Source organism: Macrococcoides goetzii (genome assembly GCF_002742385.2).
Classification (GTDB): Bacteria; Bacillota; Bacilli; order Staphylococcales; family Staphylococcaceae; genus Macrococcoides; species Macrococcoides goetzii.
The window spans coordinates 587,724-606,497 of sequence record NZ_MJBI02000001.1 but is presented as its reverse complement, the minus strand read 5'-3'; the positions used below and the strand labels follow the sequence as shown (position 1 = coordinate 606,497).

At 34.3% G+C, this 18,774-nt stretch carries 13 protein-coding genes; 9 read left to right on the top strand and 4 right to left on the bottom strand.

Features of this window, described 5'->3' with window-relative positions; genetic code table 11:
* Positions 1 to 109: 109 nt before the first annotated feature.
* Positions 110 to 478, bottom strand: coding sequence for a large conductance mechanosensitive channel protein MscL (mscL, locus tag BFS35_RS03225; RefSeq protein ID WP_099577900.1), 369 nt, complete (start codon positions 476 to 478; stop codon positions 110 to 112).
* 308 nt (positions 479 to 786) lie between these two features.
* Between mscL and BFS35_RS03220 the strand changes: the two genes are divergently transcribed.
* From BFS35_RS03220 to BFS35_RS03210, 3 genes are all read left to right on the top strand, one after another.
* Positions 787 to 2,340, top strand: a complete 1,554-nt coding sequence (locus BFS35_RS03220; RefSeq protein ID WP_099577902.1) for a glycine betaine uptake BCCT transporter — start codon at positions 787 to 789, stop codon at positions 2,338 to 2,340.
* Between the two features lie 162 nt (positions 2,341 to 2,502).
* The gene (acnA, locus tag BFS35_RS03215; RefSeq protein ID WP_099577904.1) at positions 2,503 to 5,211 is read left to right on the top strand and encodes an aconitate hydratase AcnA; all 2,709 of its coding nucleotides are present in this window, start codon (positions 2,503 to 2,505) and stop codon (positions 5,209 to 5,211) included.
* A gap of 101 nt (positions 5,212 to 5,312) precedes the next feature.
* Positions 5,313 to 5,741: an acyl-CoA thioesterase gene (locus BFS35_RS03210; RefSeq protein ID WP_099577906.1), complete on the top strand. Its 429-nt coding sequence runs from the start codon at positions 5,313 to 5,315 to the stop codon at positions 5,739 to 5,741.
* Between the two features lie 21 nt (positions 5,742 to 5,762).
* Here BFS35_RS03210 and BFS35_RS03205 read toward each other — a convergent pair whose 3' ends face one another.
* Both BFS35_RS03205 and plsY read right to left on the bottom strand, forming a co-directional pair.
* Entirely contained in the window at positions 5,763 to 6,065 is a 303-nt protein-coding gene (locus tag BFS35_RS03205; protein ID WP_099577908.1) for a HesB/YadR/YfhF family protein, read from the bottom strand.
* Between the two features lie 8 nt (positions 6,066 to 6,073).
* A complete protein-coding gene (gene plsY, locus BFS35_RS03200) occupies positions 6,074 to 6,661 on the bottom strand; it encodes a glycerol-3-phosphate 1-O-acyltransferase PlsY (protein WP_099577909.1) in 588 nt (195 codons plus the stop codon).
* Positions 6,662 to 6,968: 307 nt separating this feature from the next.
* Between plsY and parE the strand changes: the two genes are divergently transcribed.
* The 3 genes from parE (at position 6,969) to BFS35_RS03185 (ending at position 13,055) form a co-directional block, all read left to right on the top strand.
* Complete coding sequence (gene parE, locus BFS35_RS03195; RefSeq protein WP_240628346.1) at positions 6,969 to 8,987, top strand: DNA topoisomerase IV subunit B; 2,019 nt, start codon at positions 6,969 to 6,971, stop codon at positions 8,985 to 8,987.
* Positions 8,987 to 11,398, top strand: coding sequence for a DNA topoisomerase IV subunit A (gene parC / locus BFS35_RS03190; protein WP_099577911.1), 2,412 nt, complete (start codon positions 8,987 to 8,989; stop codon positions 11,396 to 11,398). The genes parE and parC overlap by 1 nt, the downstream gene beginning before the upstream one ends.
* 148 nt (positions 11,399 to 11,546) lie before the next feature.
* Complete coding sequence (locus BFS35_RS03185; protein WP_099577913.1) at positions 11,547 to 13,055, top strand: glutamine transporter AlsT; 1,509 nt, start codon at positions 11,547 to 11,549, stop codon at positions 13,053 to 13,055.
* A gap of 72 nt (positions 13,056 to 13,127) precedes the next feature.
* Here BFS35_RS03185 and BFS35_RS03180 read toward each other — a convergent pair whose 3' ends face one another.
* Positions 13,128 to 14,102 (bottom strand): DUF1002 domain-containing protein, encoded by a 975-nt coding sequence (locus BFS35_RS03180; protein WP_099577915.1) that lies wholly within the window; start codon positions 14,100 to 14,102, stop codon positions 13,128 to 13,130.
* Between the two features lie 135 nt (positions 14,103 to 14,237).
* On the opposite strand from BFS35_RS03180, the gene glcT reads away from it, so the two are divergent.
* The 3 genes from glcT to BFS35_RS03165 all read left to right on the top strand — a co-directional run bounded on the left by glcT (position 14,238) and on the right by BFS35_RS03165 (position 18,682).
* A complete protein-coding gene (gene glcT / locus BFS35_RS03175; RefSeq protein ID WP_099577917.1) occupies positions 14,238 to 15,092 on the top strand; it encodes a glucose PTS transporter transcription antiterminator GlcT in 855 nt (284 codons plus the stop codon).
* A 162-nt stretch (positions 15,093 to 15,254) separates the two neighbouring features.
* Positions 15,255 to 17,351, top strand: coding sequence for a glucose-specific PTS transporter subunit IIBC (ptsG, locus tag BFS35_RS03170; RefSeq protein ID WP_099577919.1), 2,097 nt, complete (start codon positions 15,255 to 15,257; stop codon positions 17,349 to 17,351).
* A 173-nt stretch (positions 17,352 to 17,524) separates the two neighbouring features.
* Entirely contained in the window at positions 17,525 to 18,682 is a 1,158-nt protein-coding gene (locus BFS35_RS03165) for an AI-2E family transporter (protein ID WP_099577920.1), read from the top strand.
* The last annotated feature ends 92 nt before the right edge of the window (positions 18,683 to 18,774 follow it).

Genomic DNA, 18,774 nt, shown 5'->3' with positions numbered 1-18,774 from the left:
TCCGAAAGCAGAAATTGTTGAAGATGTGAAGACGATGATTAAAGAAGGACCTTATAAAAAGTAAAAAAGATAAGAAAAAGAGATTGCGATTGCAATCTCTTTTTTAATATTATTTAGAACGTAATAAATCTCTAATTTCAGTTAATAATACAGTATTTTCTTCCACTGCTTCCTCAACTTCTTCAACATCGCTCTTACGTGTTAATTTATTGATTAATTTAACGAATAAGAAGATGGCTGCGGCAACGATTAAGAAATCAACGATAGATTGAATGAAGACACCATATTTAATACCTTTATAAGCCCAGTTTGAAGCGAAATCTGTATCACCAAAGATAAGACCGATAATAGGCATAATAACATCCGCTACTAATGAAGAAACGATTTTACCGAATGCTGCACCAATAACAACTGCAACTGCTAAATCTAATACATTACCTTTAATCGCAAACTCTTTAAATTCTTTTAATAATGACATGTATAGTCACCTCCTGTAATAATTCTATTTTACAATCAAAAAAATGAAAAATCAATCTCTATTTATTTATTAAATTAATTTTAATTAAATTTTTATCATTTGACAAATAATATCTCTTCCAATTATAAATAATATGTATATTTGAAATGATATGGTGAGAAATAAAATTTTTAGATTATAAAGAAATAGTAATGAAAAACGGTTTAAATTTTTCATTTTGATATTTTCTTAATATTTATTTATTTGAAATTAACTTTTCTCTTTGTTATACTGTAGACTGTTTTTAATAATTAGAGAGGAGTTTTTTGATGAAAGAAGGAAAAAAATTAACGTCAGTTTTTTACATTGCAATAACACTTGTTGCATTAACAGTTTTACTTGGTGTCACGATTCCAAAACAATTTAGTGAAGTGACAGGAGAGATCAATCAATGGATATCTGATTACTTTGGCTGGTACTATGTCATGATAACTTCGATTTTTGTCTTCACATGTTTATTCTTAATATTAAGTCCAATCGGTAAATTAAAATTAGGTAAACCGTCTGACAAACCAGAATTTAATACAATTTCATGGTTTGCAATGCTATTTAGCGCGGGGATGGGGATTGGTTTAGTCTTTTATGGTGCATCAGAACCTTTAAGTCATTTTATTACTTCACCAGTTGCTGAACCAAAGACGGATGAAGCGATGAAAGATGCATTTCGCTATACGTTCTTCCACTGGGGATTTCATGCATGGGCCACTTATGGTGTCGTAGCATTAGGACTAGCATACGCACAATTCAGAAAAGGTGAAGCGGGATTAATTTCTAAAACGCTTAGACCTGTATTAGGTAACAAGGTTGATGGATGGATTGGAACAATCATTGATGTACTTGCAGTATTTGCAACTGTAGTAGGGGTTGCAGTTTCATTAGGTATGGGTGCTCAGCAGATCAATGGTGGTTTACACTATCTTTTTGATGTTCCAAATACTTTTAACGTTAAGTTAATCATTGTTATTATCGTGACAATATTATTCCTTGCTAGTGCATGGAGTGGTTTATCTAAAGGGATTCAAATATTAAGTAATGCAAATATTGTGATTGCAACACTATTATTAATAGCAGTTTTATTTTTAGGACCAACGATATTAATATTAAATATGTTCTCAACATCAATCGGTAATCTATTACAAAATTTCTTAAGTATGAGTTTTGATGTTGCTCCACTTGATAAAGATAAACATGACTGGATGAATAGCTGGACCATTTATTATTGGGGCTGGTGGATGAGCTGGAGTCCATTTGTCGGAATATTTATTGCACGTGTTTCAAAAGGTAGAACGATTCGTGAATTTTTAATCGGTGTATTACTCGTCCCAACTATTATCAGTGCACTATGGTTTAGTGTGTTTGGTGTAACAGGCATTGAAGTATTCAAAGATGTGCCGAAAATTGGTGAAATGGTCGTTGAAACACAATTGTTTGCAATCTTTGAACATTTACCGATGGCGATGGGCTTATCATTGATAGCTTTAACGTTGATTTGTACTTTCTTTATAACGTCAGCAGATTCTGCGACGTTTGTATTGGGTATGCAGTCTACAAACGGCTCTTTAGAACCAGCAAACTATATTAAAATAATTTGGGGTGTTGCGCAATCTGTAATCGCGCTTGTGTTAATTTATGCAGGTGGACTTTCTGCATTGCAAAGCGCAGCGATCATTGCAGCTTTCCCATTCTCATTTGTATTAATGTTGATGTTAGTTTCTGTCTATAAAGACGGAAATAAAGAAAGAATGAGGCTTGGGTTAACGTTGAAACCCGATAAAAAGTTTAGAAATAAAACTTATGATGTCAATCCTCAGAAAAATAAATAATGGTAAAGACAGTTCAGGTTATTTTACTTGAACTGTCTTTTTATCATAAGTAAAACTTATAAACCGGTATAGCTTATTTGGAATGTGATAATATTTACTTCTCATTCTATTTTGATTAAAATAGGGATGTAAAGGCTTTAATAATCTTTAGGGGGAACGAAAATGAATTCAAATTTACAACAAACTGCAAAACAGACATTTGAATTAAATGGTAAATCGTACACGTTTTATAGTTTAAAATCTTTAGAATCATTAGGTTTAGGTGAAATTAAAAATTTACCTTATTCTATTCGTGTATTACTAGAATCAGTGTTACGCCAATATGATGGTCGTGTAATTAACGAAGATCATATTAAGCATTTAGTAAAATGGGGCAAAAAGAATGATCCAAACGCTGAAGTGCCTTTTAAACCTTCACGTGTTATTTTACAGGACTTTACTGGTGTGCCTGCGGTCGTTGACTTAGCATCACTTCGTAAAGCGATGGATGACGTTGGTGGGGATGTTACGAAGATTAATCCGGAAGTACCTGTAGATTTAGTAATTGACCACTCTGTACAAGTAGATGCCTATGGTAACGAAACTGCATTAAAACGTAACATGGAGTTAGAATTTGCACGTAACAAAGAACGTTATCAATTCTTAAACTGGGCGACAAAAGCATTTGATAACTATCGTGCGGTTCCACCAGCAACAGGTATCGTACATCAAGTAAACTTAGAATATTTAGCGAACGTTGTTCACGTACGTGACGTAAATGGTGAACAAGTTACTTTCCCTGATACATTAGTAGGTACTGACTCACATACAACGATGATCAATGGTATCGGTGTACTTGGATGGGGTGTAGGTGGAATTGAAGCAGAAGCGGGTATGCTTGGTCAACCATCATATTTCCCTGTGCCGGAAGTAATTGGTGTAAAACTGACGGGAGAACTTCCTGAAGGTGCAACTGCCACTGACTTAGCGTTACGTGTGACTCAGGAATTACGTAAAAAAGGTGTTGTCGGTAAATTTGTTGAATTCTTCGGCCCAGGTGTAGTGAACTTACCACTTGCAGACCGTGCGACAATTGCTAATATGGCTCCTGAATATGGTGCTACGTGTGGTTTCTTCCCAGTTGATGAAGAAGCTTTAAATTATATGCGTTTAACAGGTCGTGATGAAGCACATATCCAGCTTGTAAAAGAATATTTAGTAAAGAATGACATGTTCTTTACAACAGATAAGGAAGATCCTACGTATACTGATACATTAAATTTAGATCTTTCAACAGTGGAAGCTTCATTATCAGGACCGAAACGTCCTCAAGATTTAATCAAACTTAGCGATATGAAAAAAGAATTCGTGAAATCAGTTACTGCTAAAGCGGGCAATCAAGGTCATGGATTAGATAAAGCTGAATTTGATAAAACTGCATCAGCTACACTTGCTGATGGTAAATCTATCACATTGAAAACGGGAGATATCGCAATTGCGGCGATTACATCTTGTACAAATACATCAAACCCTTACGTTATGTTAGGTGCTGGATTAGTTGCAAAAAAAGCTGTAGAAAAAGGATTACAAGTGCCTGCTTATGTGAAAACTTCATTAGCACCGGGTTCTAAAGTTGTTACAGGATATCTTGAAGATTCAGGATTACAAACTTATCTTGATCAATTAGGATTTAATACTGTAGGTTACGGATGTACGACATGTATCGGTAACTCAGGTCCGTTATTACCTGAAATTGAAGAAACAATTTCAAAAGAAGATTTATTAGTAACATCTGTATTATCAGGTAACCGTAACTTCGAAGGTCGTATTCATCCATTAGTGAAAGCAAACTACCTTGCTTCACCACAACTTGTTGTGGCATACGCGTTAGCTGGTACTGTTGACATCGATTTACAAAATGATCCGATCGGTAAAGGCTACGATGGTAAAGATGTATTCTTAAAAGATATCTGGCCAACGATTGATGAAGTTAAAAATGAAGTTAATGCTGTTGTAACACCAGAATTATTCAGAAAAGAATATGAAAACGTCTTTAATTCAAATGAAATATGGAACCAAATTGAATCAACGGATCAACCTTTATATGATTTTGATCCGACTTCGACATATATTCAAAATCCTACATTCTTCCAGGGATTATCTAAAGAACCAGGAAGTATTGCACCACTTAAAGATTTAGCGGTTATGGGTAAATTTGGTGACTCAGTTACAACTGACCACATTTCTCCGGCAGGTGCTATCGGTAAAGATACACCAGCAGGAAAATACTTAAGAGAAAATGGCGTTGAAATCCGCGACTTTAACTCTTACGGCTCTCGTCGTGGTAATCATGAAGTAATGATGCGTGGTACATTTGCAAATATCCGTATTAAAAACCAAATCGCACCAGGTACAGAAGGTGGATTTACAACGTATTGGCCAACGGGTGAAGTAATGCCGATTTTCGATGCTTGTATGAAATATCAGGCAGATGGTAAAGGATTAGTCGTGTTAGCTGGAAATGACTACGGTATGGGTTCTAGTCGTGACTGGGCTGCAAAAGGTACTAACCTTTTAGGCGTAAAAACAGTAATTGCTCAAAGTTACGAGCGTATTCACCGTTCTAACTTAGTGATGATGGGTGTATTACCTTTACAATTCTTAAAAGGTGATTCTGCAGATAAATTAGGGTTAGATGGCTCTGAAACATTCTCAGTTGAAATCAATGAAGGGATCAAACCACGTGATGAAGTGAAAGTAACAGCAGTGAAAACTGATGGAACTGTTGTTGAATTCAATGCTTTAGCACGATTTGATTCAGAAGTAGAATTAGATTACTACCGTCATGGTGGTATTCTACAAATGGTTTTAAGAGATAAGTTGACGCAATAAAAATAATTGACCTATGAATATTTAATTCATAGGTCTTTTTTTAGTACCAAGTACTAAACATTTGGTACAATAGAACTATCATTTATAAGAAGGTGGACAATTTGTATTATACAGAAAAAGAAATAGAAGTGCGTTATGCAGAAACAGACAAAATGGATGTCGTTTATCATGCAAATTATTTAATATGGTTTGAAGTTGCTCGAACAGATTTTATTGCAAAAGCTGGATTCAGCTATGCTGATATGGAAAAAGATGATCTAATTTCTCCTGTATTAGATATAAATGTAAAATATAAACGTTCAATTACTTACCCTGAAAAGATAACAATCAAAACATGGATACATGCTTATTCAAAGTTAAAAACTGTCTATGCTTATGAAGTGATTAAAGAGAATGGGCAGATTGCTGCCACAGGAAAAACGACGCATGTCGTACTGAAAAAAGGTAGCGATCGACCAATACGATTAGATCGCTATTATCCAGAGTGGCATGCCAAGTATATGGAGTTTGTTGCAATGGGTGAACTTTAAAATATACAAAAGTAAGCCGGGTCAAGATTGACCCGGCTTTTTTGGAGCTATTCTATATTTAATTTCATCATTTACTGCCACAACATTCATCGTGTCATCTTTGTAATACCATAGATCCGTTTCTTCAACAAAGTAAACGAGTCCACCTTTTTCATCCTGATAACCTACATTTTGTAGTTTATCAACCATAAATCCTGGTGAATAGCCTTGTTTTAATTGAAATGAACCGCCGTAACGAATAAAAAACTTTAAACCTGAACCATCTGGAAAATCAAATTCTGATTTAAACCACTCAACTGCTGCATCATTTAAATTTATCTTCATGATAAACCTCACTTCTTCTTAAAATTTATTTTAGGTTCTGAACCGTTTATGATACGTTCTATATTTGATTTATGTCTAACGATAATAACAATCATAATAATAAACGATACACCCATTAAAATTTTATCATCAAAAAATAGTGAACCGATAAAATTTGCGATACTTGTTAGCATACTCGTAAGTGACACCATTTTCGTTGTAAACAATAAAGTAAAGAAGATAACAGCAATGATTAAGAATAGTACTGGATTTGTACCAAGGATTACACCTGCACTTGTAGCAACAGCTTTGCCACCTTTAAATTTTAAGTATATTGGATATACATGTCCGATAACTGCTGCAACACCGATAATAATGGGGTGAACACTCTGATTAAATATAACTGGGAAGAGTGCGGGAATCGTACCTTTTAAAACATCAAAGATCGTTACGAATATTCCTGCCTTCTTACCGAGTATTCTAAATGTATTCGTTGCACCTAAATTCCCACTGCCATGTTGTCTAATATCTATATTGTAAAATAATTTACCAATAATTAATCCTGTAGGGATACTACCGATTAAATATGCTGCGATTAACATCATCGCGATAATCATAAAATCTCTCCTTATATTAGTAGGTACTAATAGTTATTCATAAAATTATACTATTATTATAGCTCATTCAGAGGAAATAGAAAATAATTATCGAAATTCCACCACTATTATTTTATTTAATCTATGATAGTCCGTACCGTTTATATAATGTTTATGATAAAGTTGAATAGAGCACTACTATTTACTACTATAAATATATTATGTAAACTTTATTGTTTTTGTATAAATACTTGCAAAAATATAGGGATTAGATAAAATAGTGAATGTGTATAAATTAAACGAACGTATGTTTGTAGGGGGTAATATTTTGCCGAAAAATCAATATAATGATGAATCGATACAAGTTTTAGAAGGGTTAGAAGCTGTTAGAAAAAGACCTGGTATGTATATCGGTTCGACTGATACGAGAGGGCTTCATCATCTTGTATATGAAATTTTAGACAATTCTATCGATGAAGCGTTAAATGGGCATGGTAATAAAATAGATGTGATATTGAATGAAGATGATTCTGTAACAGTAACAGATAATGGGCGTGGGATGCCGACAGGTCTGCATAAGACAGGTAAACCGACACCTGAAGTAATTTTTACTGTATTGCATGCCGGTGGTAAGTTTGGACAGGGTGGATATAAAACAACTGGTGGTCTTCACGGTGTAGGGGCCTCTGTAGTAAATGCTTTAAGTGAATGGTTAGAAGTAACAATTCATAATAATGGTAAGATTTTTAAACAACGCTTTGAAAGTGGTGGTGTGCCTGTAACTACTTTAGAAGAAATAGGGTCATCCAAAAAAACAGGAACGAGTGTAACATTTAAACCGGATCCTTCAATTTTTAAGCAAACGACGAAATATAATTATGAAACATTAAGCGAGCGTCTACGTGAGTCAGCATTTTTATTGAAGGACTTACATATTTCGATCACGGATAATCGAGTAATTCCGGAACGTCACGATGATTTTTATTTTGAAGATGGTTTAAGTGATTTCGTAAAATTCGTTAACGAGGGTAAAGAAACCTTACATGAAGTGGCGCACTTCAACGGTACATCAAATGAAATTGAAGTAGAAGTTGCCTTCCAATATAACGATCAGTATTCAGAGACAATACTTTCTTTTGTTAACAACGTTCGTACTAAAGATGGCGGGACACATGAAGTTGGTATGAAGACAGCGATGACTCGTGTATTTAATGAATATGCGAGAAAAATTGGCGAATTAAAACAAAAAGATAAAAATCTGGACGGTAATGATATTAGAGAAGGTATGACTGCGATTATCTCCGTTAAGATTCCAGAACATCTTTTACAGTTTGAAGGTCAGACGAAGTCTAAGCTTGGGACAAGTGAAGCAAGAAGTGCAGTTGATGCGATGCTTGCTGAACAGCTACCGTATTATTTTGAAGAGAATGGTAAGCTGAGCCAGGTTCTTGTGAAAAAAGCTGTAAAAGCAGCACAGGCAAGGGATGCTGCAAGAAAAGCACGTGAAGAAGCTCGAAATGGTAAGAAAAATAAGCGTAAAGAAACATTGTTATCAGGTAAATTAACACCTGCCCAAAGTAAAAATACTGAGAAAAACGAACTGTACTTAGTTGAGGGTGACTCAGCCGGTGGTTCTGCTAAACTAGGACGCGATCGAAAATTTCAGGCCATACTGCCATTACGTGGTAAAGTCATAAATACTGAGAAAGCTAAGCTTGAAGATATATTAAAGAATGAAGAAATCAGTACGATTATTCATACGATCGGTGCCGGCGTCGGCAACGACTTTAATATTGAAGATAGCAATTACAATAAAGTGATTATCATGACGGATGCAGATACAGATGGTGCGCATATCCAGGTATTATTACTTACATTCTTCTTTAAATATATGCGACCTCTTATTGAAGCAGGAAAAGTTTATATAGCGTTACCACCTTTATATAAAGTTTCAAAAGGTAAAGGTAAATCAGAAGTGATTGAATATGCATGGACGGACGATGAATTAAAAGATGTACAGAAAAAAGTAGGTAAAGGATTTATTTTACAGCGATATAAAGGTTTAGGTGAAATGAATGCCGATCAGCTTTGGGATACAACGATGAATCCTGAAACACGCACATTAATTCGTGTTGAAATTGATGATGAACTAAGAAGTGCTAAACGTGTATCAACATTAATGGGTGATAAAGTTGAGCCACGACGTGACTGGATTGAACAAAATGTTGAATTTGGTATGCAGGAAGATGCCAGTATTCTTGAAAGTGATGAGTTATTGTTACTTGAAAAGGAAGAGGATGTTGCTGTGATTAAAGATGTAGATTTATCTGAAGGAGGTACAGCGTAATGCAGGAAAATATACAAAGCTTACCTTTAGAAGATGTTATAGGTGATCGATTTGGACGCTATAGTAAATATATTATACAGGATCGTGCGATACCAGATGTCAGAGACGGTCTAAAACCAGTACAACGTCGTATTTTATTTGCGATGCACGCGGAAGGTAATACTTATGATAAGAACTTCAGAAAAAGTGCTAAAACAGTAGGTAACGTTATCGGTAATTATCACCCACATGGTGATACTTCAGTATATGATGCCATGGTCCGTATGAGTCAGGACTGGAAATTACGTCACGTCCTCGTTGAAATGCACGGTAATAACGGTAGCATCGATAATGATCCTCCTGCAGCAATGCGTTATACAGAAGCAAAATTATCTAAACTTGCCAGTGTATTATTACGTAATATTAATCAGGATACTGTTGATTGGGTACAAAACTTTGATGATACTGCGATGGAGCCTATGGTGCTACCTGCAAATTATCCTAATCTATTAGTCAATGGGTCAACAGGTATCTCTGCAGGTTATGCCACTGATATACCACCACATAATTTGAGTGAAGTAATCGATGCCACATTAATGATCATCGATAATCCTAATGTTACTACTGAAGAAATTATGACAGTCATGCCAGGACCAGATTTTCCGACAGGTGGTATTATTCAAGGTAAGTCAGGTATAAAACAAGCATATGAAACGGGTAAAGGTAAAGCGATTGTACGTGGTAAAGTTGAGATTGAAAAATTACGCGGTGGCAGAGAAGAGATTGTTATTACTGAAATTCCGTTTGAAGTGAATAAAAGTACGCTTGTTAAACGTATTGATGAATTAAGAGCAGATAAGAAGATTGAAGGCATTCTTGAAGTTCGTGATGAAACAGATAGAAATGGGTTGAGAATTGCCGTTGAGCTTAAGAAGGATGCAAATGCAGAAGGTATATTAAACTATTTATATAAAAATACTGATTTACAAGTTGCCTATAACTTTAATATGGTAGCAATCAGTGACAGACGCCCAAGTCTTTTAGGCGTCAAAGCGATGCTACAAAGTTATATCAAGCATCAACAGGAAGTTATTTTACGTCGTAGTCAGTTTGAACTAGATCAGGCTAAAAAACGAATGCACATTGTTGAAGGGCTAATTAAAGCATTGTCGATTTTAGATGAAGTGATTGAAACGATTCGTCAGTCTAAAAACAAAAGCGATGCAAAAGAAAATTTAAAAACTAAATATGACTTTACAGAAGCACAAGCTGAAGCCATTGTGATGTTACAGTTATATCGTTTAACGAATACGGATATCGTGCAATTAGAAAATGAACACGATGAATTAAAGGCAACTTTAGAAAAGCTTGAAAAAATCATTAACGATAAAAAGCACTTAATGTCGGTGATTAAACGTGAACTTAAAGCCGTACAAAAAGACTTTAGTGAACCTAGATTAAGTACTATTGAAGACGAGATTCAGGAAATTAAGATTTCTAAAGAGATTTTAATTCCTAGTGAAGAAACGATTGTAAGTATGACGAAAGACGGTTATATTAAACGTACGTCTCCAAGAAGTTTTGGTGCGAGTGGATTATATGAGCTCGGAACAAAAGATGGTGACGTTTTACTTGATTATAAAGAAAGTAATCTGCAGGATGTACTGCTCGTATTCACAAACTTAGGACATTATATCTATATCCCTGTACATCAGTTACCTGATGTGAAATGGAAGGATCTTGGTACACATTTATCACAAATTGTCCCACTCACGCAAAATGAATATGTTGTAGGAATGATCAATGTTACTGACTTTAATCAGGAACAAAGTATAATGATAGCGACACAAAATGGAATGATCAAAAAGACATTGCTTATTGATTTTAATGTGACGCGTTATTCAAGACCGATTGTCTGTATGAAGTTAAAAGATGATGATCAGGTAATTACTGTACAATCTATCACAGGTGAAGAACATATACTTGTAGTTACTCAAAACGGTTTTGCATTACATTATTCCTTAGCTGAAATCAATAATATTGGTATTAAAGCTGCGGGCGTAAAATCAATTAATCTCAAAGATAATGATAAAGTTGTTTCAACTGAAATTCTTTATCCGGAGAGTGATCTCATTATTGCGACGCATCGTGGAGCAATGAAAAAGATGAAAATAGATTTATTTGAAGAAAGTAAGCGAGCGAATAGAGGCGTTGTTATCTTAAAAGAGCTCAAATCTAATCCGCATAAAGTAGTTAATGCATATATCATAACAGATGATTTAAACTTTACATTATCATCTTCAAATGAAACATATCAGTCTAATACAAAAACGATACGTAATGCTGATCGATATACAAACGGTAGTTTTATCGTAGATGAAAAAGAATTTGGACAGATTGATGCATTTAATCTTTTGATTGCTGATGAGTAAGCATTAAATTTTACGGTTAAATATTGTTTTATAGCATATTAATATATAATAAATAATTTTATATATAAAAAAATAAAAATTGAAACCTTCATATTCTATGATAAAATGAACTTTGTATTATTTTTATTAAAGGATATGGAGGTTTTATATGTTTTCGAATGTTGATTTTGATGCAATGATACCGGAGTGGTTTAAATCGATAGTCACTGCTGGTAATGATTTAATATGGACTGAATTTTTAATCGGCTTATTATTACTTGCTGGATTCTTCTTTAGTTTAAGTTCAAGATTTATTCAGTTTAGATGGTTACCTGAAATGTTTAGGGTAATCGGTGAGAAACCTGAAACACTTGAAGACGGAAAAAAAGGTATTTCATCTTTTCAGGCGTTTGCTATAAGTGCAGCGAGCCGAGTAGGTACTGGTAATATCGCTGGTGTTGCAACTGCAATTGTCTTAGGGGGTCCAGGTGCAGTTTTCTGGATGTGGGTCATTGCATTCTTTGGTGCTGCAAGTGCATTTTTTGAAGCGACACTTGCGCAAGTATATAAAGTTAAAGATGAAAAAGGTGGTTTTCGCGGGGGACCAGCTTACTATATGGAACATGGATTAGGTCAAAAATGGTTAGGTACTACATTTGCAATACTTATTACCGTAACATTTGCGTTTGTCTTCAATACGGTACAATCAAATACGATTGCTGCGAGTTTTAAAGAACAATATAATTTTGATCCATTCTGGACAGGAATCATCCTGGCTGTGATTACTGCACTTGTAATCTTTGGTGGGGTACGCTGGATTGCTAACGTGTCAACAACAATTGTTCCTTTAATGGCGATTCTTTATATCGGTATCGTATTGTTTGTATTAATCACACACATTGGTGATGTTATACCGATGCTTATGAAGATTATTAAAGGAGCATTCGGTTTAGAACCAGCATTTGGTGGTGCATTAGGATTTACAATCATGCAAGGTATTAAACGTGGATTATTCTCAAACGAAGCAGGTATGGGTTCTGCTCCAAATGCTGCAGCTACTGCAGCAGTAAGTCATCCGGTTAAACAAGGATTAATACAATCCCTTGGTGTATTCTTTGATACGATGTTAGTATGTACGGCTACTGCGATAATGATTTTATTATATGGTGGTTTAGAGTTCGGTGATAAAGCACCTCAAGGGATTGAAGTTACTCAAGCAGCTTTAAACAGTCATATCGGTTCATTTGGTGGAGTATTCTTGACGATTGCAGTATTTTTATTTGCATATTCATCTGTGTTAGGTAATTACTATTATGGACAATCAAACATCGAATATTTGACAACAAATAAAACAGTAATGTTTATTTTCAGATTGTTAGTAGTACTTATGGTATTTTTCGGAGCTGTAATTAAAGTTGAAACGGTTTGGTCTACAGCTGATTTATTTATGGGATTAATGGCCATCTTAAATATTACAGCGATCATTGGATTAGCACATGTTGTATTCGAAGTTGCAAAAGATTACGGAGAACAACGCAAAAAAGGTTTAAACCCTGTATTTAAGACAAAAAACGTTAAAGCAGATTTATCATCTGTGGAAACATGGGGAGAGAACCCTTATGAATTTCATCCTGAACATGATAATCAAGAAACGAAAGTAATTAAAAAAATTAAATAGTAAATCAATTTTCTAAATAAAGACAAAAAGAATCAGCGAATGAAATCACCCGCTGATTCTTTTTATATAACATTATTTAAATAATCCCATAATCGCATCGATAATGGATTGAATAAAGTTCATAAATTTATCCCATACGCCTTCTTTTTCAAGAGAATTCTGGATACTTTTCCCCATATCTTTTGCTTTATCAGTAGCTTGTTTAAAGCCATCTGAATTTTTAATCTCATTGATATAGTCTTTTGCACCATTGATAAACTTATCTTTATTTTCTCCACTGAATACACCAGAATTTTGTGCATTATTAATGAAGTTAACGATGATGTTAATTTGGTTGTCAGAAATAATATTATTCAGTCCATTGCTTTCAATCTTCTGTACAACGATATTTTTAATTTCAGTCGTATTTAAGTTAGCACCTTGCTTAGCAATTTCTGCTTTTGCTTCAGCGATAGCTTTATTTAATTGTTCTTGAGAGAACCCTTCTTTGCCGGCATTTTCTGCATTAATATTTGAAATTGAATTCAATTCATTTTGAGCGGCTTGCGTCTGTGCAGTGTCAATTGTTTCGCCTTGTGCTTCAAATGCTTTGTATACGCCAGCTAAAGCACTTTCACCGGTAACATCTTCTGCGGCTGCAATCGTAACTTCAGCATCCGTTACACCAGCAGTGAGTAAAGCATTTTTGTAAGTATCTTCGGTAATTTTAGTGATTTTACCTGCTGATTGGTTTATATTTAAAGAAAGACCAGATCCAGCTGATAATTTTTTGATGCGAATACTAGATTTTAAAACACTATCGTTAGATTGTAAGCTTAAATATTTCGTTAAATCTGCAGCATGGACATATGTTGTCTTATCACTATCATCTGTGCCGAGTAATGATTTAGTTTTACTTTGCAGATCACTATTTTGTTCAAGGGCAGCACCGTAAACTGTAACAGCTTCAGACCAGGCTTCTTCAGTAACAGCGTCAGCATTTTCAAATGGAACTACAAGTAGTAATAATGCTATTGAAATGAATAATAACTTTTTGTATAATTTCAACTTAATCCCTCCAATTTTTATTTTATATTAAGTTTTACTATATTTATATATAATATAGCAGCTATATATATAGCTAACATTATTTTACCATGTAACTAAATTGAACACATAGGTCTTTGGAATGAGGTATTTAATATGGGACAATATATTGTCGAAAAAGTGTTGAATAATAATGTATTAATTGCACTTAAAAATAATAAGGAAGTTGTATTGATCGGTAAAGGTATAGGCTTCAATAAGAAAGCTGGGCATACAATTATAGATCAGGATTTAAACAAGATAGAAAAAATGTTCGAACTTAAAACGGAACAGGAACAAGAACGCTATAAAGATTTAATGACGTTAACAGATGACCATGTTATTGCAACAGTAATCGAGATTGTGGAATTTATCGATAAGCGAACAGATGGACAGATGGACGATAAAATTATTTTATCATTAACGGATCATATCATTTTTGCTCTGAAACGTTATAAAGATGGTATTTTTGTTGCAAATCCATTTTTGAAAGAGACAGAAGCACTATATCAGAAAGAATTTTTAATTGCTGAACAAGTTGTTCAAATGTTAAATGATAAGCTACAAGTTAATTTTCCAAGAACGGAAGTAGGTTTTATTGCGTTACATATCCATTCATCCGTTAATAATCATTCGCTTCGTGATATGAATATGATGGCCGAAGTGATTACTAAAGCGATTCATATGATTGAACAGGATTTGAAAGTTAATATAGATAAGGATTCTATAGCTTATTCAAGATTTGTTAGACATATTAGTTTTGCAGTACAACGCGTGATGGCTGATGAACGTATGCCTGAACAAAAAAAGTTAGAAAACCTATTGAAAGTACAATATCCATTGTGTTACAATACGGCTGTAAAGATTGTTAAGATGATGCAGACGCATTTACACAAGCCGGTTTATGAATCAGAGCTTGTATATCTTACAATGCATATTCAAGCATTTAATACTGAAGTAGATAACGTGTAACTGATAAAGCAGGCATGAGTTATTACTGGTACAAAGGGACCAGTATATACTTATGCCTTTTTTGTGTGCTTAGTATTTTATGAATATGTATGTAAATTTGCTTTTATCTTCTTCTTATCTTATCTAGCAATCTAAACAAAACATTTTTAGGAGGAAAAAATTATGTTCAAAACGTTATTCGGTCAATTACAACGTATCGGTAAAGCATTGATGTTACCGGTTGCTTTGTTACCAGCAGCAGGTATTTTACTTGCATTTGGTAACGCGATGCACAATGAACAACTTGTGCAGTTTGCACCTTGGTTGAAAGCTGATTTCTTTGTAATGTTATCAGGTATTATGGAAAGTGCAGGACAAGTTATTTTCGATAACTTACCTTTATTATTCGCGATTGGTACTGCACTTGGTTTAGCAGGTGGGGACGGTGTTGCCGGACTTGCAGCTTTAGTAGGTTACTTAATCATGAATGCCACAATCGGTAAATTCATGGGTATTACGATCGACAATATTTATTCATATGCTGAAGGAGCGGAAACTTTAGGTCAGTCAGCTAAGTTACCTGCACATGCTTTAATTTTAGGTATCCCGACACTTCAAACTGGTGTATTTGGTGGTATCATCATGGGGGCAGTTGCAGCATGGTGTTACAACAAATTCTTTAATATTAATATGCCGGCATTCCTAGGTTTCTTTGCGGGTAAACGTTTCGTTCCAATCATCACTTCAGTGATGGCAATAATTGTGGGTGCGGCATTAGCAATTATCTGGCCACCAATCCAAGACGGATTAAATACTTTATCTGAATTCTTATTAAATAAAAACTTAATTTTAACTACATTTATTTTTGGTATTATTGAGCGTTCATTAATTCCATTCGGATTACACCATATCTTCTATGCGCCATTCTGGTTCGAGTTTGGTAACTATACGAATGCAGCAGGTAACTTAGTACGTGGTGACCAAAGTATCTGGATGGCACAAATGAAAGACGGCGTTCCATTTACAGCGGGTATGTTCACAACTGGTAAATATCCATTTATGATGTTTGGTTTACCAGCAGCAGCATATGCCATCTATCGTCAGGCACGTCCAGAACGTAAAAAAGTTGTAGGTGGTTTAATGCTTTCAGCAGCATTAACATCATTCTTAACAGGTATTACTGAGCCATTAGAGTTCTCATTCTTATTCGTAGCACCAATACTTTACGGGATTCACGTGTTATTAGCAGGTACTTCATTCTTAGTAATGCACTTATTACACGTTAAAATTGGTATGACATTCTCAGGTGGTTTCATCGATTATACTTTATTCGGTTTATTAAACTGGGATCGTACAAATGCGTTATTAGTTATTCCGGTAGGCTTAGTTTATGCAGTTGTTTATTATTTATTATTTACATTTGCAATTAAGAAATTTAATTTAAAAACACCAGGTCGTGAAGATGAAGAAGCGCAATCATCAACTTCTACAGCTGGTGAATTACCATTCAATGTGTTAGATGCAATGGGTGGTAAAGAAAATATCAAACATTTAGATGCTTGTATTACACGTCTTCGTGTGGAAGTTAAAGATAAATCTAAAGTTGATGTACCAGAATTAAAAGCGTTAGGTGCTGCAGGGGTATTAGAAGTTGGAAACAACATGCAAGCTATCTTCGGTCCAAAGTCAGATCAGATTAAACATGAGATGGCACGTATTATGTCTGGTGAAGTTACACGTCCAGAACAAGTGCATATCGAAGACCCAGGTGCTGTAAAAGCAGAAGAAACAATTGAAGCTGTTCCAGCAACATCAAATATTTCAACATCTACATCAACTACAATTTATGCACCAATTACTGGTGAAGTGGTTGAACTTTCAACGGTACCTGATCAAGTATTCAGTCAAAAAATGATGGGTGACGGGGTAGCAATTAAACCAGAAGAAGGATTAGTTGTTGCACCATTTGACGGTGAGGTTAAGATGGACTTCCCGACAAAACATGCCCTTGGTCTTGAAAGTAATGATGGTATTGAAGTTTTAATCCACTTCGGATTAGAAACAGTTGGATTAAAAGGTGCAGGATTTGAAATGTTAGTTAAACCTGGTGATCATGTAACGAGAGGTCAATCTTTATTAAAAGTAGATTTAGACTATATTCGTACAAATGCTGATAGTGATATCACACCAATCATTTTCACAAACTTAACAGACAAATCAATGCATAATATTAAATATGGTCATACAGTTGCAGGAGATGCAATTTTAGATATCAAATAATTATATTGAAACGATTAGGGACTAGCATGCGCTAGTCCCTAATTTGCATTTTTAGGATAATTGTGGTTAAATTTGATATTATATTCACGATTTAAGAATACAATAATTTGATTATGTAAACTTTATTATGTTTATCAAAATTTACAAGAATAAATATAGGGAGGAGCTAACCCATGCAGGATAACAATTTTATGCGCTTTTTAGGTGGTAAAAATCTCATTTTTTCTTTATGTATTCTCATATTGTTAGGGATATTAATCTTTGTATTTTCTAAAATATCATTTATATTCGAACCACTTCTAATTATCTTTAATACGATTATTGGCCCAATCATTTTAGCTTTTATACTTTTTTATCTTTTAAATCCAATCGTAGATTTTCTTGAACGTAATAGGGTCAAAAGACTTTATGCGATTATTATTTTGTTTTTATTGATTATCGGTGTATTCACAATACTTATTACTGTATTAATACCTTTAATTGAACAGCAAATATTAAGTCTAGTAGCAAACTTTCCGGATTATATGAAACATCTCCTTAATAAGTTTAATGATATTGCTTCTAATTCACGCATTGCTCCATATATGCAGGATATTCAGAAGTGGGTGAATACAAATTTAAGTGATCTTCCTAATAAAGTAGGGGATTATCTCGGTAGCTTTTCATCTCGCTTAAAATCTATCATCGGCACAATTGCGAGTGTTGCAGTTGTTATTATGACATTTCCTTTTGTATTATTCTTTTTACTTAAAGACGGTAAACAATTTAAAAGCTATTTGATCAAATTATTACCACCACGCTATCGCAGTGATTTCAATGAAATTCTGGAGAAGATGAATGTTCAGGTAGGTTCATACATTCAGGGACAGATGATTGTTGCTTTTTGTATTGGGGTGTTACTATTTATCGGTTATAAAATTATTGGACTGGAATATGCACTTATCTTAGCATGTATTGCTGCAGTTACAAGTGTTGTACCTTATTTAGGACCTATTATTGCCATCAGTCCGGCAATCATCATCGCACTTGTTGACTCACCACTTATGCTATTGAAGTTAGCTGTAGTGTGGATGGCGGTACAATTTTTAGAAGGTCATTTTATTTCACCGAGTATCATGGGTAAAACGATGAAAATTCATCCGCTTACGATTATCTTTGTCTTACTCTGTGCAGGAAACATGCTCGGTATCATCGGCGTTATTCTAGGCATTCCGCTATACGCAATTATGAAAGTTCTAGTACAATTTTTCTTTCATAAATTTAAAATACGATATAACAAATATTTTCAGGACGTCCATGGGTCTTATGAAATCAAGAAAAATGAAGCATAACACTTGTTTATGCTTCATTTTTTGTGATTTTGCAAAAATATTATTTACATGTACAATAGTAGTATCATTTTTACATAAACAATATTTAAATA